15 protein-coding genes and 1 pseudogene are annotated in these 19,135 nt (G+C 58.9%); 6 read left to right on the top strand and 10 right to left on the bottom strand.

Annotated features, from left to right (window positions below):
• Positions 1 to 986, top strand: a 986-nt coding sequence (locus tag GNZ13_RS12965) for a zinc ribbon domain-containing protein (RefSeq protein WP_216674822.1), incomplete at its 5' end; no start/stop codon positions are given.
• 27 nt (positions 987 to 1,013) lie between these two features.
• On the opposite strand, the pseudogene GNZ13_RS54220 reads toward GNZ13_RS12965, so the two are convergent.
• From GNZ13_RS54220 to GNZ13_RS12990, 6 genes and pseudogenes are all read right to left on the bottom strand, one after another.
• Positions 1,014 to 1,301, bottom strand: a pseudogene (locus GNZ13_RS54220) (reverse transcriptase family protein); the annotation flags it as partial.
• Entirely contained in the window at positions 1,264 to 1,833 is a 570-nt protein-coding gene (locus GNZ13_RS12970; protein ID WP_172164545.1) for a hypothetical protein, read from the bottom strand. The gene GNZ13_RS12970 and the pseudogene GNZ13_RS54220, both read right to left, overlap by 38 nt.
• 409 nt (positions 1,834 to 2,242) lie before the next feature.
• Positions 2,243 to 3,418, bottom strand: coding sequence for a Wadjet anti-phage system protein JetD domain-containing protein (locus tag GNZ13_RS12975; RefSeq protein ID WP_172164548.1), 1,176 nt, complete (start codon positions 3,416 to 3,418; stop codon positions 2,243 to 2,245).
• Positions 3,415 to 6,789, bottom strand: coding sequence for an ATP-binding protein (locus GNZ13_RS12980; protein ID WP_172164551.1), 3,375 nt, complete (start codon positions 6,787 to 6,789; stop codon positions 3,415 to 3,417). Before GNZ13_RS12980 ends, GNZ13_RS12975 begins: the two co-directional genes overlap by 4 nt.
• Complete coding sequence (locus tag GNZ13_RS12985) at positions 6,782 to 7,429, bottom strand: DUF4194 domain-containing protein (RefSeq protein ID WP_172164584.1); 648 nt, start codon at positions 7,427 to 7,429, stop codon at positions 6,782 to 6,784. Before GNZ13_RS12985 ends, GNZ13_RS12980 begins: the two co-directional genes overlap by 8 nt.
• A gap of 2 nt (positions 7,430 to 7,431) precedes the next feature.
• The gene (locus tag GNZ13_RS12990; protein ID WP_172164554.1) at positions 7,432 to 8,886 is read right to left on the bottom strand and encodes a DUF3375 domain-containing protein; all 1,455 of its coding nucleotides are present in this window, start codon (positions 8,884 to 8,886) and stop codon (positions 7,432 to 7,434) included.
• A gap of 289 nt (positions 8,887 to 9,175) precedes the next feature.
• On the opposite strand from GNZ13_RS12990, the gene GNZ13_RS12995 reads away from it, so the two are divergent.
• Positions 9,176 to 10,291: a Fic family protein gene (locus GNZ13_RS12995; protein WP_172164557.1), complete on the top strand. Its 1,116-nt coding sequence runs from the start codon at positions 9,176 to 9,178 to the stop codon at positions 10,289 to 10,291.
• Between the two features lie 347 nt (positions 10,292 to 10,638).
• Here GNZ13_RS12995 and GNZ13_RS13000 read toward each other — a convergent pair whose 3' ends face one another.
• Entirely contained in the window at positions 10,639 to 11,505 is an 867-nt protein-coding gene (locus GNZ13_RS13000) for an AraC family transcriptional regulator (protein ID WP_172164560.1), read from the bottom strand.
• A gap of 55 nt (positions 11,506 to 11,560) precedes the next feature.
• Positions 11,561 to 11,683 (bottom strand): hypothetical protein, encoded by a 123-nt coding sequence (locus GNZ13_RS54225; RefSeq protein ID WP_407945627.1) that lies wholly within the window; start codon positions 11,681 to 11,683, stop codon positions 11,561 to 11,563.
• A 73-nt stretch (positions 11,684 to 11,756) separates the two neighbouring features.
• Between GNZ13_RS54225 and eat the strand changes: the two genes are divergently transcribed.
• Genes eat through eutC form a run of 3 tightly spaced genes read left to right on the top strand, consistent with a single transcriptional unit; the run spans position 11,757 to position 15,380 of the window.
• Positions 11,757 to 13,160, top strand: coding sequence for an ethanolamine permease (gene eat, locus GNZ13_RS13005; RefSeq protein ID WP_172164563.1), 1,404 nt, complete (start codon positions 11,757 to 11,759; stop codon positions 13,158 to 13,160).
• A gap of 43 nt (positions 13,161 to 13,203) precedes the next feature.
• Positions 13,204 to 14,598, top strand: a complete 1,395-nt coding sequence (locus GNZ13_RS13010; protein ID WP_172164566.1) for an ethanolamine ammonia-lyase subunit EutB — start codon at positions 13,204 to 13,206, stop codon at positions 14,596 to 14,598.
• Complete coding sequence (gene eutC / locus GNZ13_RS13015; RefSeq protein ID WP_172164569.1) at positions 14,595 to 15,380, top strand: ethanolamine ammonia-lyase subunit EutC; 786 nt, start codon at positions 14,595 to 14,597, stop codon at positions 15,378 to 15,380. Before GNZ13_RS13010 ends, eutC begins: the two co-directional genes overlap by 4 nt.
• Positions 15,381 to 15,571: 191 nt before the next feature.
• Here eutC and GNZ13_RS13020 read toward each other — a convergent pair whose 3' ends face one another.
• Positions 15,572 to 15,967 (bottom strand): DUF779 domain-containing protein, encoded by a 396-nt coding sequence (locus GNZ13_RS13020; RefSeq protein WP_172164572.1) that lies wholly within the window; start codon positions 15,965 to 15,967, stop codon positions 15,572 to 15,574.
• A gap of 64 nt (positions 15,968 to 16,031) precedes the next feature.
• A complete protein-coding gene (adh, locus tag GNZ13_RS13025) occupies positions 16,032 to 17,552 on the bottom strand; it encodes an aldehyde dehydrogenase (protein ID WP_172164575.1) in 1,521 nt (506 codons plus the stop codon).
• A gap of 326 nt (positions 17,553 to 17,878) precedes the next feature.
• On the opposite strand from adh, the gene GNZ13_RS13030 reads away from it, so the two are divergent.
• Positions 17,879 to 18,922 (top strand): helix-turn-helix domain-containing protein, encoded by a 1,044-nt coding sequence (locus GNZ13_RS13030; protein WP_172164578.1) that lies wholly within the window; start codon positions 17,879 to 17,881, stop codon positions 18,920 to 18,922.
• Positions 18,923 to 19,135: the final 213 nt, after the last annotated feature.

Below are 19,135 nucleotides of genomic sequence, written 5' to 3' on the forward strand. Positions count from 1 at the left end.
CTGCCGCTGTGCTGTCGTCTGCGCCATCCTGCGACTCCTCATCATTGTTACCCGGTAACGATCTGGTTCCTCAACGTTACCGGGTAACGACACGATTCCTCAAGGTGTGGAGGATTGAGCGATTACGATGGATCGAAATTCCGGTTCCCGCCTTGATCGACCCGGATACGTTCGCCCTGGCGCAGGAGCGCCTGGAAAGCAACAGGAAGCACGCTTCGCGTCGAACGCTCGAACCCAGCATTCTCCAGGGCCTTGTGCACTGCCGCCAGTGCGGCTACGCCTTGTACCGGACCTCGACACGCAGTAGCGCGCGCAAGATCTCCTACTACCGCTGCCTGGGCGCTGACGCCTGGCGCTACGACGGCCACGCCAAATGCACGCAGCGCCCCATCCGGCTGGATCTGCTGGAGCACATCGTGTGGTCCGAAATTGTGCGCCTGCTGGAGGATCCCGCGCTCATCCAGACCGAATTGAATCGGCGCCTTGAGACGGCGCGCAATTCAAGTCCGGCCAAACGGCAGCAGGACCGCGTCACGCAGGATCTGGCGCAAGCGCAGAAACGTATGGACCGGTTGCTCACCGCGTACCAGGAGGACCTGCTTTCTCTGAACGAGTTGCGGCGGCGCATGCCTGCGCTGCGCCAACGCGAGCAGAGTCTTCAGGAGGAACTGCGCGGGCTCAGTGCCCAGCTGGTCGACCAGGCGGCTTACCTACGCCTGGCGGAAACGCTAACGGCGTTCCTGGGGCGTTTGCGTAGCAGTGCCGCCACCCTCGATGTTCAGGACCGTCAGCGCATCACAAGACTGCTCGTCAAGGAGGTGGTGGTTGCCGATGACAGCATCACCATTCGCCATTCGATTCCTACCGCCACGCGACCGGCCGGCGGAAATGGAGGCCCCTCTCGCCTGCCCGGATCTCCGCACGGCGCTCACGCCGACCAAAGTTACCTTTTGCGTCCATGGCGTGGTCGGCGCCCCTTGCGGTAAATGCCGGTATCGATACCGCTGCCGCTCCTGCCAATCGATCCTGTCCCGCACATCCGGCGCCAGCAGACGGCCAGTCGGCACGCGATTGGTACACAGCGCAGTCAGCGCCTGCGCAACTTGCGGCGGATAACCCAAAGCACGTATCACGGAGTAAACGCGGCCCGCATGTACAGAGGCAAAGAAATCCGTCAAATCGAAGCGAATCACAACCGCTTTACCCGCATGTGGCGCCGCGAACGTAACCGTATTCCGCCCACGTCGAAAACCATGCACCGCATCATGAGCAGGAATTCGATCGAGTAATCCTTGGAGCACTTTCCGCTGCAAAGCCCGCAAGCGATTTGGGCACTTCGATAATCCGACACCGTCCGTTGCGTTTCTCGACCACCTTGTACGAATAGTGATGAAGCGGCGTCCCCGCATTTTGAGCAGGCACACGCCAGCGGTCAGCAAACCAGTCCAGTTCGTCCGGCTCGATTTCCAGCCACGCGGCCAGATCGCCGAGCGTCGGCAACTGCGGCAGCACCGCATCATGCAACCAAGGCGGAGGCGGCCGCTGAAAAGGAGGGCGAGTCAACACACGAACAACCCTCGGCCGGTCCTCACCCCTCCAAGCCGAGACAAAACCCGCGTTCTCAGCAACAACCTTCGACAATTCTTTACTGTTGACGCTATCCCATCGCGGACCAAATCGCTTCGCAACCCTGCGCGCCAATCCATTCATCCAGTCCGCGGGTTCGCCCAACACAAGCGTCATCCGCTCGACCATCGCGGCGGCCTCGGGCGGCCCGGCCAGCATGGCATCGGCGATCGTATAGGTGACAAATTGCAGAGAAGATGACGACATAGAGCAAAGAGAGGGGCGGGGCGGCCAGTCAACGCGTCTTGTGCTGCGTGAGCTCCGTTGCGCAACGCGCAAGTGACGCTCATGCGACGAACTGCGGAGGTCATTCTGATCCACGGGGTAGCCCCGTAGTGCCCGGAACGAATACTGCCCGTACCTTGGCAAGCTTGACCAGCCGTCCCGCGAGTCGAAGATAAGCGACGGGCCTACGCTTGTCAACGCGTTGGCAGTACGAAACACTTTTGCAACAAAGTGCTGCGGAAGCGCATCAATTGATGCAAAAGACACTGCAGTCCACCGTTGACGATGTGCTGCAGAAAGATCAGTAACACGACAGGATGCTGTCCCACCATCACGGAGACGGTATCTGATAAATGCGACAACGAATTCTGGTTTGACGTTGCCACAGCGATCACATCTTTTCCAGCGCCGCCTCAACCCACCCGAAGCTGATCTTCTCCTGCTCCAGCCGCAGATTCTTGCGCAACCGGTTATCGCGCAGATCGTCATATAGCGCCCGCTCGTCGCGGGTCAGACGCGGCAAATCCCGCAACGTCTGCTTGTCCTCCCGATCCCATTGCGATTGGAACGCCAACAGCGTTTCCCGGTCCATCAAGAATGATTCGACGTGATCGAACTGATGGCGCAGTTGATCGAGAATCGCGAACCCATGGGTGTCTATATCGCCCCAGTAACAGATGCGTCGATGCGAAAGCCAATTGGCATTCGCGAGCATTTCAAAACCATATCCTGCGCCGAAGACAACCATACTGTCGTCAACCGGCGGAAAAGCTAGAAAGTTAATCTCGTTCTCGGTGATAAAAATGCGGCTAACGTCGAGGTCCAGGTGAGCAAAACTGGTGGCGTCCAGTGTGACGTCCTGCTCGGTGCTGGCGGGATCAAATAGAGCCTTCTTCGCATCCAGCACGCGGAAGCGGATACGCAACGGTTTTTCTCGTAATCCATAGCGCGCTGCGAACTGGCTAAGGCCGGATCGTGCGGGGTCCACCGAGTTCACGGGCAATACACAATCTAGCAACTCGGCGAGTACACCACGATGTGCTTCAATAAATTTGGTGTGTACATCAGCGATATCGATCTGCCGTAGATATATCCCGGGCCGCGGATGCGCCTCCAGCCACAGGCACACGTCCACCAATCGATCCCACACTTCAGCAAGTTCAAGCGCCTTCAGCGGCCTTTTTGCAAGCCACGGAACGAGGCGAGGCTCGCGAGCCCGAGTTACATCCAGAAGCGATAAAAACCGCGCCGCTTCGCGTTGCTTTCCAATGAAAGCGACCGCGTCCTCGAATGAGTCGATCCACACTTCAACTGGCAGCGCATTGGTGCCGAAAACCCGATGCCGAAACTCGCGCATCTCAAGGCGGCAATGCGCGATTGCCCTAAGCGAACTACTCCATTGACGAATGTCTTCGAAGCGCTCTGTGATCTCAGCGGATGTAGGGCTTTTCAGCACGAGACGCTTCGGAAACAACGACGCTCCCGTTGCGAGGCCGGCGAGCAGTTCACCTCGTTCCCAGAGCCTGTTGACCTGCGTGCGGAGATCGGCCGGTGTGGTCCAACTCACGTTTCGCTCCTGCCTTTTTCCTCGCGGTACTCTTCGATCGATAGATTGCGAAGCCTCGATTCGCGTCCCTCCTTATTGTCGACAAACCCAACGCTGGCCACAAACGGCTCGATGATGTAGATCTTCTGCAGCGGAGTGACGATCAGCAACTGCAGGTTCAACTGGGCAAACAGCCGCAAACCGTATTGCGCGGACTCGTCGGATCCGCGGCCAAATGCTTCGTCAATAACAACGAAGCGAAACGAGCGCGAGCGCACAGCGCCCCATTCGAGACCGAACTGGTACGCAAGGCTCGCGGCCAGGATCGTATACGCGAGTTTTTCCTTTTGCCCGCCTGACTTGCCGCCCGAGTCGGAATAATGCTCGTGCTCGCTATCATCTTCGCGCCAACGTTCGCTGGCGGCGAACACGAACCAGTTGCGCACGTCAGTAACCTTCGCCGACCAGCGACGATCCTGCTCTGTCAGCCCCTCGCGTCCGCGGAATCGCTCGATGATCTGTTTGACCTGCAGAAACTTGGCTTCGGAATACTGCACGTCTTCCGACCCTGTGAGCGCACCTTCGGTACACGAACGCAAGTCGCTCTGAAAGTCGCGAATCTCCGCGTCCTGGCTTAACTGCGCTTCCAGAACGATATAGCGGCCGGCGTTGTAGTCGATCTGCGTCAGCGACTCGTTGATCAATGCGATCCGCTCTTTGATCGTCTCGCGCTCGCGAGCCAGTTGTGACTGGAAGTTGGCCACTTCACGAATGGTGTTCTCATTGAGCAAATCCTTGAAGCGCGCTTCGAAGCGCGGCAGATCGTCGGCTTTCAATGTGTCCAGCATGGCGCGATATTCCGCGGCCGCTTCAATGGCGACATCCACTTCCTGCGTCTCGAGCGGGAAAGCCGTGCAGTACGCTCGCATGGCGTCGATGATCTTGTCGCGCTGACGCGAAACCTTCTTTTCTTCAGCGTCGATATTGTCCTGTAGCCATTTGCGCATATCGCTCTCGCGATTGTCACAGGACTCGACAGTCAACTGATGCTTGCCGAGCACCTCGGACCATAACTCGGCGAGCCGGGCGAAGTAAGCCGTATGAGCCGCGTAACCCGGGTCGTCAAGAATCGCCCGGGTGTGCGCGTGTAGATCATGCGCAATACGCTGTCGTTCTTCCGTGCGCGTGCGCTCTGCTTTATGCCCATCGAGTTGCGTCTCGATGTCAGCGAGTGCCGCGCTGACCTGATTCAGACGCTGCGTCAATTCCTGCAACAGGTCTGAAGCTGACTCCAGCCGTGTTTTCTCTTCGCGCAATCCGGCGATTTCTACCGCGACGGTGTGCCAGTCGAGTTCGCGGTAGTCCGCATGTTCGTTGAGCAGCGACAGTGCGTTCAGGCGTGTCTTCAATTCACTTTGCTCTGCCTGAATCCTGCCGATCAGCGCGCCTAATTCGCTCAAGTGTGCCGCCAACTGTCCGGATTGCGCTTCGAGCGCCTGAATTTTTGCTGTATTGGTCCAGCCCAGCACGTAGCGCCGGCGGTCGTCCAGTCGGTGGCGATCGTCTTTTTCGTGCCGTTCGCCCGGCGCCTTGATCTGACCGGCGCGTGTAATGGCGCGTGTTTCGCGGCGGAATTGCTCCTGGGTGTCGCAACAGACGACATTGAAGCGCTGCGCCACTTCGGATTCGAGCCAGTCGTAAAACGGCGAGTCGGGTTTCACGGAGAGCTTTCGGGCCAGCGAGTCGCGATGCAGTTCGGCACGCTCACGTCTCGCAGATTGCCGCACCCGAAAATAAACGAGCCGCCCCTTCAGATGGGTCTTGTCGACCCATTCGGTGACAGCGGCGTAGTGTTCATCGGATACCAGAAGCGACAGGCCGAAACCACGCAGCAGGCGCTCGGTGGCGCCCTCCCAATCGCGCTCGTCTTCGTGCACTTGTAGCAATTCGCCGGCGAAGCATAGGTCTGCTTCGGGTAGCGCGAGCGCACTGCACAACGCCGTGCGCATCGCGATCTGTTCGGCCGGGATATTGCTGCGCCGGCTCTTCAGACTGTCGATCTCGGCCAACAGCGCATCATGGTCTTGTTTGCCTGCGCGAAAACTCACACCGTGTTCGGTCAGATCGTTTTGCAGGCGCGCTTCGTCCAATTGGGCGGTTTCTACACGCTCGGTGAGACGCCGGCGCAGCGCAAGAAAGGCGGGTTCATCTTCAGGAACGGACTCGCCGGCCATCTGCGCAAGATCGTGGAAGCGCTGGGCTTTCTGTTTGCGCCGAGAACACTCCGCATCCTTCGATTGAATCTCACCCTCAAGACGCTCTAGCCGATCCCCACCATTTTCGGCAATGTTGCGCCGCAGTTCGCCTTCCTCGATACGCTGCGCGGAGCGGATTGCGTCGAGTCGCTTGACATGCGCATCCTGTCGCTCCCATTCCGCAGCGAGATTCTCAATTCGCCGGTCGAGCAAACCGACCTTGAGGTCAGCCGCATACGATTTAAGCGCCTCCCGGCAGGCCCGCAGATCGTCGACTTGCGATACAAGCAGCGCGTGCCGCTCACAATCCTCAACGAGAGGGCCTAGCCTTTCCATCTGCCTCTTGGCTTTTAACACCGCTTCATGAGCGCGATTCAGGTCGTCGAAGTGGCCAATCAGCGCAGTCATGCGCGTCGCGACATCGAACGGTTCGAGCATGTGGCTACGGACAAAATCCGTCAGATTGCCCACCGACTTCATCGACACCGTTTGATGAAACAACTCCAGCGCCTGCTCGTTCTCGATCCCGAAGCGTCGACGGAACCATGCACCGTATGGCGGAAAACTGTCGAACACTTCCGCGCCGAGCGCACGCAACTTTTTGCGTAGACCAGCGATGTCCGGTCCGAAGTCGGCAAAGTCTGCTGCGATCGACAGCGCCCGTTCAACGCCGACGAATAGCCGCGCCGGTTGGCCGTGCGCGTCTTTCATCCAGAACACCTGAGCGAGCGTGATGGTCTGGTCATAGCCTGCGTTGTGAAAGCGGCCGAGAATCACCGAATAGCTGTTGTGGTCCCGCAAAGCCACGGGTTTAGCCGTGCCGCTGGTCTCGTTGCGTTCTGACTTGTAATGGCCGAGCACGTACGAGCGCAGCGTGCGCTCCTTGCTGTCAGCGCCCGCTGCCTTGTTGTAGGCAATGCGATGTGCGGGAACCAGCAACGTCGTCACGGCATCGACGAGTGTCGATTTGCCGGAGCCGATGTCGCCCGTCAACAGCGTGTTCTTGCCGTCGGGGTTCAGCGTCCACACCCGGCGGTCGAAGGTCCCCCAATTGAAGACCTCCAGTTGATTCAGGCGAAAACCGGACAACGCGTCGTCGGCGACGAAATCGAGTCCGGGCAGTTGCATGTCAGTCATCTGCATTCCTTGATGCTGCTGTACCGAGTTGCGCTTGATAGACCGCGAGCCGTGCGTCGAAATCGGCGAGCCATTGGGCGTCGACAAACGCCTTGAGGATCCGCTGTACTTCGAACGCGGCGGCTTGGCCTTCGCGCTTGCCGGCGGCTGGCTTCAGCTTGCGCAAGAAACCGAGTTCGACGATCTTGTTTATTTGCGTGTCGATCTGGTCAATCAGTTTGGCTTCGTTGCTGCCTGACGGTAGAAACACGCGAATCATTTCCACCATCTGCTCGCGCGTGAGAATGAGGCGAGTGTCTCCGCCGCCGGCGTCGGACTCGGCGAGCTTCTTGCGCAGCAATGCCAGCATCAGGCTCACCGGAAAAGACAACGGGCGTCTTGCGACAAGACGGGGCAACGCAGGCGAATCGTCATCGTCGTTATCGGGGCGGGAGCGCAGGAACGCGTAGCCCTCTGCTTCGTCGAGCACCAACTCGAGATTCAGCACCGTGACGTAATCCCTTACGCGCGCTTGTAAGTCGAGCAGGGCGCTCCATAGGACCGCATCCGCATCCCGGTAAATCACGCCTTTAAGCAACGGAATCAGTAGGTTCGACAGATCGTGCGTCGAGGCCGCTGCGTCATGTTCCTGGTCCAATATCTTTATCTCACGAAAATAACGCGTGGCAGGCTTGCCTGCCGGGTCTGTTGTTCGCCGCTGTCCTTCCGGCTACACCAGACGATTGTCTCGCTGACCTGCTCGTCCACTACCGTGCTGAACGTGTCGCCGGCAAGTTGCAAGTAAGCGACCAGTTCAGCTAAACCTTGCTGCAGAGGCTGGGTATCGCAAAGCTCGCGCAGTGTTACTTGCGAACGGTCCTGCAGAACATGACGGATATGCCATACCAGTCTGGCTTTGTCGACTACGACCTGGGAGTACAACGCCGCGGCGTCGATGTCGGCATCGCCGGCCTCGATGCTGATGCCGGCAATGCGCGGTTTGAGGCTCGGGGCATAGAGCGGCCGCTCCATCGGCAGTTCGATCTCGGCTGCCGTGTCGGCGATAGTCATGACCTCCCCGGCTGGTGGCGTGTCTCGCAAGGCCAGCGCTTTCGCTTCCACGCCATGCAGGATATCCATGATGCGGCGGTTTTCGAGCCATGCCTGATCATCGAGGAAGCGCCGCAACTGCTGTGATAGAAAAGCGACGGTGCGCTGCGTATGCTCGCCAGCTTCCAGCCAGTCATAGTGAACCCGCCGTGTGCGCGCGTCGGGTTCGAGTTCCGCCACGGGCGGGAGCGCCAGCACGCGATCGAGCAACAGGGTCAGTTCTTCCTGGCGACTGCTCGACATCAGAAAGTCCCAAAACGCCCTGAAGCTGCGCCCCTGATCCGAGTCGGCGATCGCATCGCGCTCGCCCATGATTTCCTCCAGCAGTTCGCCTTTTGCTCCGTCCCACAGGGCAATGCGCTCTCGTACCCGGCGATCGAGGCCACGAAAATTGTGTTCGACTTCGCGGAAATCGGTCAGCAGTTCACGTGCGATCGTTGTGAACTGCTGGAAGCGATCTTTCAGCGCGGTGTCATCCAGAATCGAAATGTCTCCGGCTTCTGCACGGGCGATTTCCGCATCGATCTCAGCGCGGCGCTTATGGAGTTCGGCAAGACGTGTCTCAGGGTCGCTTTCGCTGCCCTCACTCATCTGTTTGAGCAATTCGAACAAGGTGAGCAAACGCGATTCAGTACCGACGAAACTACGTTCCGTCAATGTGCCAAGCCACGCAATGGCCTTTTCTGTAGCGGGGGTGAGATCGAAATGGGGTTCGTCCGAATCCTGACGATAAAACTTGCGTAGCCAGCCTTTGTCGTTGGCGGCCCAGTCGTTGAGGTAATCAGAGGCCGCTTTGGGAAAGGTTGTGGGACCGAGCTGTTCGCGCAATGCATACAGTTCGTCTTCCAGCGCTTCGGCCAGGTCCGCTTGCGATATCACGCGCACATTGGGCGCCGTGAAAGTGCGATGCAGAAAGTTTGCGACAAGCGGCGCGTGATCCGAGCGTAACAGCCGCCATGCCGGATGGTTCTGGCGTAACGCGTCGAGCGTGGAATAGTCGAAGTTCATGGGGCAAGGATGGGAAAAGCGGCAACGATCGGTGTCGCGAAACGCGATGATAGTCTAGCTTTTTCGCCGCCGATGCTTTGTGAGTCTCGATGTGCGGCTACGTTGCAGACCTTGCAGCTTATGAAGCTGTCCGCCTCAATTTCGTCACCTCATCCCGCCACATCCACTCGGAAAAATCGGTCGCCCGCGAAGAGCCGACGGCCCCCGAGCGGCGAATAGCATCATTATTCTCCGCTTATTTTGCAGAGAATAATTTGTATCTACGGAGAAAATAGACCATAATCTCCGCATGAATCGCGGAGATTGGTTATACATCTGGGAATCCCCCGAATGGCCCGCCTGGCGCTATGACTTGTCACGCCTTGCGGCTTCGCTGGCGGAAGTTTCCCGAGCTCAAGGTCTGTTGCTGGGGCGTCTTGCCGATGTCGGCCTGACGTTACGTGACGAGGCCAGTCTGGACGCGCTCACCGAAGACGTCATCAAAACCAGCGAAATTGAAGGTGAACGGCTGAATATCGCGTCGGTACGCTCGTCGATTGCGCGCAAGCTCGGTGTCGATATCGGCGCGCTCGCGCCGGTCGACCGCCACGTCGAAGGCGTCGTGGAAATGGTGCTCGACGCCACGCTGCTGTGCGCGAGCGAGGTCACGCGAGACCGTTTGTTTGCGTGGCATGCAGCGCTTTTCCCGACGGGTTTCAGCGGTATGGCCCGGATCCGCGTGGCGAACTGGCGTGACGATTCCACCGGCGCAATGCAGGTCGTGTCCGGCCCAATCGGCCGGCAAACGGTTCACTTCGAGGCGCCGCCCGCCGCGCGGCTGGATTCAGAAGCTGACCGCTTTCTCGCCTGGCTCAATGATGATTCGGCCGATCCTCCGGTTCTGAAGGCCGGGCTCGCTCACCTCTGGTCCGTCACCTTGCATCCCTTCGACGACGGGAACGGCCGCATTGCAAGAGCCATCGGCGATTTGCTTCTGGCACGCGCCGACGGCAGTCCGCAGCGTTTCTACAGCTTGTCGGCTCAGATCCAGCGTGAGCGGAAAGACTATTACGACATCCTCGAGCGCACGCAAAAAGGCACGCTCGATGTCACCGAGTGGCTGGCGTGGTTCCTCGGTGCGTTGCATCGCGCAGTCGATAGCGCGCAACTCACGTTGAACGCGGTGTTAACGAAGTCCCGCTTCTGGCAACGCTGGGCAGGTTCACCGTTCAACGAGCGGCAACTCAAATTGTTGAACCGCCTGCTCGACGGTTTCGACGGCAAGCTGACCAGCAGCAAGTGGGCTGCCATCGAGAAGTGTTCGCCAGATACCGCATTGCGCGACATCAGCGAACTGGTCGCACTCGGAGTGTTGAAAAAATCAGCAGCAGGGGGCCGCAGCACGTCGTACGAGTTAGCGGATTGAGCGCTGGATAAGTCACTCCACTTATCCACAGCTCCCTCTGGACAACTTTTGTACAAGGCACCTGACACGTTGTGGGCGAAACTTTGATAAATCCGCGATTTCGCCAGGTCGGTCAAAAGTTTTCCCTGGCTCCTTGTCCCTGTCCGCCTACGCTCCGCAGGGTTATCGATTCCGCAGTCCCTTGATCTGTAAACGAAGATTCAAGTTATCCACAGCCAGGTGCGGTGCTTGTTAACTATTACTACGTATACATATACAAAGACTATAAAAACCAGAGAGGCATCCATGAAGCCAACTGCGTAAACATGCACAAAGCAGGCAGAACCAACAGAACCAAGCCAAAACCATCAAACCAACGGCAAGCAAATCTCCGTCAGCAGCTCAGCAGGCGCAGTCTCCTTAGGGCTATTCAAATACTCCTCGAACACCGGCGCATCCGCCGCTTCACGCCCCGACTGCACGAGCCACGTCCCATACAACCACTCATACGCCGCACGCATATCGCTATAAGGCCCCTTATGCCGCAACACCGCGTACTCACCGCCTTTCACATGCGCCACCGAAACCGGCGGACTCACCGTCACCGAAGCTTGAACCGGATGCGGCAACAACACCCCAGCCTTAGACCGCAACTCATTCTCCGCAACAACACCAGGATCGTCGTAGTAAATCCCGATCATGCGCATCTGCCCCGCCAGCAAATTGTGTTTCGCCAACCAGCCGAACAACCCATCGAACGCCTTGCCGATCTGCATATACGGTCCCACGTGATCCACCGACAAAACCTCAATCGGCTCAACGTGACGAATCACCACTTCACGCATTGTCATTTGATCGTCTCCTGAAAGCGCCGGACGAAACCGGCTATGAGTTCCCCGCTTGCGGTACTGCGCCGGCGGCATGCCGAACGACGCACGAAAGGTGCGAGAGAAAGACTGCAAACTGCTATAGCCCGAGCGCTCGGCAATTTCAGCGATCGGCATCGAACCATTCGCCAGATATCCCCCCGCGCGATGCAGTCGCAAGCGACGCACGGTCGTGGCCACCGTCTCGCCATACATCGCCTGATAGATGCGATGCCAGTGATACGGCGACATGCAGGCGATCTCTGCTAGACGATCGATATCCAGCGGTTCGTCGAGATGATCATAAATATGGTCCAGCACGCGGCTCAGCCGAGTTTCGTAGCGCGCCCGCTTGTCCGATGGGTTCATGACTAACTGACCGAAAGAAGAGTGGCGAACGGATACAAATCAAAGTACCACGCTCTCATTTACCAATTCCTGCGAATTTCGCCCGAACGCGCGCGAACCGAGTTAAGCGCCCACTGACACAAACGCGCCCGAACTTTGCCGAATTTCGATAACACCTCGAATAATGGCTCACTACCATCGGCTGAAGCCTGTCCGCCCATGCACCGCAAAGCCTTGCGGCGTCGAGCAAGCGGCAACATCAGGAGCCCCCGATGAAATCAGAATCCAAAAGTCAGCACGTCGGTAAAGTCACGCATCACGAGTTGAAGCAGACGCTCGGCACGTGGCAACTGTGGGGAATCGCGGTCGGTCTGGTCATTTCCGGCGAGTATTTCGGCTGGAGCTACGGCTGGGCGAGCGCTGGTACGCTCGGCTTCGTCATCACGGCGGTTTTTATCGCAGCGATGTACACCACGTTCATTTTTAGTTTTACCGAACTCACCACGTCGATTCCGCATGCGGGCGGCCCGTTTGCCTACGCGCGCCACGCTTTCGGCCCGACCGGTGGTTATCTGGCGGGCGCGGCGACCTTAGTCGAATTCGTGTTCGCACCACCCGCGATTGCGCTCGCTATTGGCGCCTATCTGCACGTGCAATTTCCAGGTCTCGAGCCTAAACACGCGGCGATGGGTGCGTATCTCGTCTTCATGGCGCTGAATATCGTCGGCGTGCAGATTGCTGCGGCCTTCGAGTTGTGCGTGACTTTGCTGGCGATCTTCGAATTGCTGGTGTTCATGGGTGTCGTATCGCCCGGCTTCCAGTGGTCGAACTTCATGAAAGGCGGCTGGTCTGGTGCGGACACCTTCAGCATGGGTTCGTTCCACGGCATGTTCGCGGCAATACCCTTCGCCATCTGGTTTTTCCTCGCGATCGAAGGCGTTGCGATGGCTGCCGAAGAAGCCAAGAATCCCAAGCGTTCAATTCCGATCGCCTATGTCGCCGGCATTCTGACGCTGGTCGTGCTCGCCATCGGCGTGATGGTGTTCGCAGGCGCCGCCGGCGACTGGACCAAGCTGTCGAACATCAACGATCCGCTGCCGCAAGCCATGAAATTCATCGTCGGCGAACATAGCGGCTGGATGCATATGTTGGTGTGGCTCGGCCTGTTCGGGCTCGTCGCATCGTTTCACGGCATCATTCTCGGCTACTCACGGCAGATTTTTGCGCTGGCCCGCGCGGGTTATCTGCCGGAGTGGCTCTCGAAGGTGCATCCGCGCTTCAAGACGCCGCATCGCGCGATCATCGCGGGTGGCGTGGTCGGCATCGCCGCGATCTATAGCGACGAGCTGATTCAGTTCGGCGGTCAGACGCTGACGGCGAACATCGTGACGATGTCCGTATTTGGCGCTATCGTGATGTATATCATCAGCATGTTGTCGCTGTTCAAGCTGCGCCGCTCGGACCCGAACATGGAGCGCCCGTTCCGCGCGCCGCTGTTTCCGTTCTTTCCGGCGTTCGCGCTGGTGGCCGCGGTGATTTGTCTGGCTACGATGGTCTACTTCAATTTCCTGGTGGCCATCGTGTTCGCGATCTTCCTCGCGCTCGGCTATGTCTACTTCCTGTTGACGCGCCATCAACGCGAAGCGGCGCCGTCGGACGCTTTGCTCGAAGAGTGACGGATCGAGCCGCTGCGCAAGCAGCGGCGATGGAGTCTTAGAGATGAGCTACACCGAGACAATCGGCAGCCGCACTTACCGTTTCGCCGACCTGAAAACGTTGATGGCGAAAGCCAGTCCGCTGCGATCCGGGGACCAGCTCGCGGGCGTCGCGGCGGCGAGCGAAGAAGAGCGCGTCGCGGCCAAGATGGCACTCGCGCAGGTGCCGCTGCGCACGTTTCTGAACGAAGCGTTGATCCCGTACGAAAGCGACGAGGTCACACGCCTCGTGATCGACGATCACTCGCCGCAAGCGTTCGCTGAGATCTCGCATCTGACGGTGGGCGATTTCCGCAACTGGCTGTTGAGCAGCACGACCGATGCCGAAGCGCTCACGCGTATCACCGCCGGCCTCACGCCGGAGATGGTCGCGGCGGTCTCGAAGTTGATGCGCAATCAGGATCTGATCGCAGCGGCGCGTAAACGTCCGGTGATTACGCGGTTTCGCAATACGGTTGGCTTGCCGGGCCACATGTCGGTGCGTCTGCAACCGAATCATCCGACCGATGATGTCAAAGGCATTGCCGCTTCGATGCTCGATGGCCTGATGTACGGCTGCGGCGACGCGATGATCGGCATCAACCCCGCCAGCGACAATCTTGCCGCGATCACCAAACTGTTGCTGATGATCGACGACTTCCGCCAGCGCTATCAGGTGCCGACGCAATCGTGCGTGCTGACCCACGTCACCAACACGATCGCCGCGATCGAAAAAGGCGCGCCGGTCGATCTGGTGTTTCAGTCGGTTGCCGGAACGGAGAAGGCGAACGCGGGTTTCGGTATTTCGCTTGCGCTGTTGCAGGAAGCGTATGAAGCAGGCTTGTCGCTGAAACGCGGTACCGTCGGCAACAACCTGATGTATTTCGAAACCGGCCAGGGCAGCGCCTTGTCGGCCGATGCGCATTTCGGTGTCGATCAACAGACGTGCGAAGTGCGCGCCTACGCAGTCGCGCGCAAGTTCAATCCGTTTCTGGTTAACACGGTGGTCGGCTTTATCGGACCGGAGTATTTGTACGACGGCAAGCAGATCACACGCGCGGGTCTCGAAGACCACTTTTGCGGCAAGCTGCTTGGCGTGCCGATGGGCTGCGACATCTGCTACACGAATCACGCCGAAGCCGATCAGGACGACATGGATAACCTGCTCACGCTACTGGGCGTGGCGGGCATCAATTTCATCATGGGCATTCCGGGCGCGGACGATGTGATGCTCAACTATCAAAGCACATCCTTCCACGACGCCCTTTACGTGCGCGACGTGCTTGGCCTGCGCCGCGCACCGGAATTCGAAGAATGGCTGGAGTCGATGCAGATCACCGACACGCGCGGCGCTTTGCTGAGTGCATCGTCACAGCAACCGCTGCTGGAAGGCGCGAATGACTGGATGGGCATCGCATGAGCGACTTCCTCGAAAAGAATCCATGGAACGCGCTGCGGAAGTTCACCAACGCGCGGATAGCGTTGGGCCGTGCGGGCAATAGTTTGCCAACGGCACCGTTGCTGGCGTTCAACCTGTCGCATGCGCAGGCGCGCGACGCGGTACATCATCCGCTCGATGCGGACGTGCTGCACGAACAGCTGCGCGCGCAAGGTTTCAGCACACTGGATGTGCATAGTGCCGCGCCCGATCGCGAGCATTATTTGCGGCGGCCTGATCTGGGGAGGCGTTTAAGCGACGAAAGCCGCACAGCGCTTGGGCAACTCAAGGTTGATTCACCCGAAGTAGTCTTCGTCATCGCCGACGGCCTCTCTGCATTCGCCGCGTCGAAGCAATCGATCCCGCTGCTGCAAGCGGTCATTCCGAGCCTGGCCGATTGGAAGATTGGCCCCGTCGTCGTCGCGCGTCAGGCCCGCGTCGCGCTCGGTGATGAGATCGGCGAACTGCTCAATGCCAAACTGGTCGTGATGCTGATTGGCGAGCGTCCAGGTTTGAGTTCGCCCGATAGCCTGGGCATCTACCTGACGTACGCCCCGAAGGTGGGCTGCAGCGATGCGCAACGCAACTGCATTTCAAACGTGCGTCCTGAAGGTCTTAACTACGAATCAGCGGCTCACAAGTTGCACTATCTGCTGACACACGCACGACGCCTGGGACTGACCGGCGTCGGCTTGAAAGACGATAGCGATGCACTGCTCGCGAGTGCGCCGGTAACGCCTGCAGTCAGCGACGATTCAAATTAGACACGCGTGGTTGGCGAGAGCGTGTCGGTAACACCCGCGCTCGGCAGCGATTCCAATTAGACGTGCATGGTTGGCGAGAACCCGCGCTTGGAAGGCGGGCACTCCGCAACGATTCCAATTAGCGACGCATTGCTAACGCAGCATGCGCGCTCAGACGGCGACAGTCCGAACACAGGCGCGACATAAAAACGTTAAGCATCCGCCCGCTCCACCGGATGCGTTTCGAGCCACGCATTTTCATCGTCCTCGAACAGTCGCGAGCGCGTCAAGAACCGCAACCCACTCGGCCGCTCCAAAGAAAACATCCCCCCGTTCCCCGGCACCACGTCAATAATCAACTGCGTGTGCTGCCAGTATTCGAACTGCGATTCGCTCATATAGAACGGCACGCTGGCAATCGTGCCGAGTTTGACATCGGACGAGCCGACCATGAACTCGCTCTGAGGGAACATCATCGGCGCGCTGCCGTCGCAGCATCCACCGGATTGATGAAACAACACGGCCCCGTGTTCGGCACATAGCTTGTCGATCAAATCGACCGCCGCAGGCGTGGCGATCACGCGGGCCACTTCCTTCTCATCAGCCATCACATGCCCTCGCTGAAAAAGAGCGAGCCGCGCAATGCGGCCCGCTCGGACAGGGTCGTTACGCTCAGAAGAAACCGAGCGGCTTATCGCTATAGCTGACGAGCAGGTTCTTGGTCTGCTGATAGTGGTCGAGCATCATCTTGTGATTTTCGCGGCCGATGCCCGATTGCTTGTAGCCACCGAACGCAGCATGTGCCGGATACGCGTGATAGCAGTTAGTCCACACGCGGCCCGCCTGGATTTGCCGGCCGAAGCGATAGGCGCGCGTACCGTCGCGCGTCCATACACCGGCGCCCAGACCGTAGAGCGTATCGTTGGCGATCTCGAGCGCTTCGTCTTCGTTCTTGAAGGTCGTCACGGAAACGACCGGCCCGAAGATTTCTTCCTGGAAGATGCGCATCTTGTTGTGGCCGCGGAATACGGTCGGCTTCACATAGTAGCCCTTGCTCAGTTCGCCGCCGAGCGTATTGCGCTCACCGCCGATGAGACACTCGGCGCCTTCCTGCTTGCCAAGGTCGACGTACGAGAGGATTTTTTCCAGCTGTTCCTGCGAGGCCTGCGCGCCGATCATCGTCTTCGTGTCGAGCGGATGGCCTTGCGTGATCGCGGCCACACGCTTCAATGCGCGCTCCATGAAGCGGTCATAAATCTTTTCGTCGATCAGCACACGCGACGGACACGTGCACACTTCGCCCTGGTTCAGCGCGAACATCGTGAAGCCTTCGAGCGCCTTGTCGAAATAGCTGTCGTCTTCGTTCATCACGTCGGCGAAGAAAATGTTCGGGCTCTTGCCGCCGAGTTCGAGCGTGACCGGAATGATGTTCTGGCTCGCGTACTGCATGATCAGGCGACCGGTCGTTGTCTCGCCCGTGAAAGCGATCTTCGCGATGCGCTTGCTCGACGCGAGCGGTTTGCCGGCCTCGAGGCCGAAACCGTTCACCACATTCAGCACGCCCGGCGGCAGCAAGTCCTGGATCAGTTCGACCAGTACGAGAATCGACGCAGGCGTTTGCTCGGCCGGCTTCAGCACGACGCAATTGCCGGCAGCCAATGCGGGTGCGAGCTTCCACACCGCCATCAGGATCGGGAAATTCCACGGAATGATCTGGCCGACCACGCCGAGCGGTTCGTGAAAGTGATAGGCGACGGTGTCGTGGTCGATCTCGGAGATCGAGCCTTCCTGCGCACGCACGGCGCCGGCGAAATAGCGGAAATGATCGATGGCGAGCGGGATATCCGCAGCCATCGTTTCGCGCAGCGGCTTGCCGTTGTCGATCGTTTCAGCCACGGCGATGCGTTGCAGATTCGCCTCCATCCGGTCGGCGATACGGTTCAGGATGTTCGCGCGATCGGTGGTCGACGTCTTGCCCCACGCTGCCTTCGCACGATGCGCGGCGTCGAGGGCGAGTTCGATATCGGCTTCGCGTGAACGCGGAATCGACGTGAACGGCTCACCGGTGATCGGCGACACATTGTCGAAGTACTCGCCACCCACAGGCCTGACCCATTCGCCGCCGATAAAATTCGCATACTGCTTTTTGTACGGGAATTCGGTCGTCAGAAACTGCATCTCTGCGTGATTCATCTGTGTGCTCCTCACATGTTTGAATGGGCTATATTCGGCGCGATATTTCGCTTGGCCGCGAGAGGGTAGAGCCAGAACTGTGCCAGTGCACCGCGCTGGTGAGCGGTGCACGCGCAGCAGGCACGCCTGCGAAGCATGGCGCGTGGCATTGTTTACCTTGCCGAGGAATGAACGTTTCGTTTCTGACCAGTGTGCGCAACGCTGTTCAGGAATTGAACAGAGTGTGAGCACCTGCCGGTGAGATTAAAGCAGCGTAAGCAGCGAATCCGTTCGGCATGGGAATTGCCTTCTTTTTCTCCTCGATACTTCGTTTTCGCAGATCCGGTATGACGATTGAATTCCGAACCGACAGCCTGACAGCACCGACGCAAGCGCAACAGCCGAGCTTTTGCGTGCAGACCTGCGTCGCTTACGACGCCGACGAACAGGCGCGCAACCTCCACGGCTGGAACCAGACCTACGACCAACTGACCGCGGGCCGGTTCGTCGGCGGTTTGACGGAGTTGTGTCTCGATCACATGCAGGTGTTCGTCGAAACGACCAGCCATACGCTGCGGCAAACCTGCGAGGTGCAGGAGGACGCTTACTGGTTCGGCATTCCGACTTGCCCGGAGGGGTCCGGTCGTATCGACGCACAGGTCATCGCGGGCGATGCGCTCGCATTTCGCCCGGGCGGGATCGAATTCGAATTGCTGACCTCGGCTGGCTATGAGATTTTCGGCGTGGTGGTGAAGGGTGACGTGCTGCGCCGGTATGCGGCCGAAGTAGAGCGCGTCGGTCTGGTCGACCGTTTGCCGAACACGGAAGTCGTGTCGATCGGTACGGCTCGTAAGGAGCGGCTGTGCGCTTCGCTGCGGCAGCTTCTCGACGACGGCGCGGCGAACGGCGCGCCGCTGTCCTCGTTTGCACGCAACAATTTACAGGCGTCGGTGCTGGCCTCGTTGTTCGACGTCGGCGCGTTGCCTGCGGGGGAGCAGGTTGAAATGCCCACGCGTGGGCGGCGTCAGTCGATCGTGTCGGAAGCGCGCGAGTATGTGCTGGCCAATCGCGACCGCGCGATCAACGTGCCGGAGTTGTGCGAGCGCTTGTATGTGAGCCGTCGCACGTTGCAATACTGCTTTCAGGACGTGCTCGGCATGGCGCCCGCTACGTACCTGCGCGCGATCCGGCTGAACGGTGCGCGGCGCGATCTGTGCAATGCGTCGCACGCATCGCGTTCGGTTCAGGATGTCGCGGCAGCGTGGGGCTTCTGGCATTTGAGCCAGTTTGCGACCGATTACCGGAAGCTGTTCGGCATGCGGCCTTCCGATACCTTGAAGGCCGCGATCAATGGCCGCGCACAAACGGACGACTATTCATTCGCGCATTAAGTGCATTGGCGATTTGGCGTAATAGGCACTGGTTTTCTGCACGCACAATTAACAAAGCCTTAAGTTTCCCATTCGCATGCCGATAGTAAGTGTTCATGAGAAACGGATTTCAAACTTGGTGCCGTAACCGCCGAGCAACGTTTCGATCTCGGCATCGATGGTGTCTTTAGTCCAGGTGACGAAGCGACGCCAGTGGTATTTGGCGTGCTTCCA

Origin of the sequence: Paraburkholderia elongata (assembly GCF_013177735.1) — a bacterium.
GTDB classification, from domain to species: Bacteria; Pseudomonadota; Gammaproteobacteria; order Burkholderiales; family Burkholderiaceae; genus Paraburkholderia; species Paraburkholderia elongata.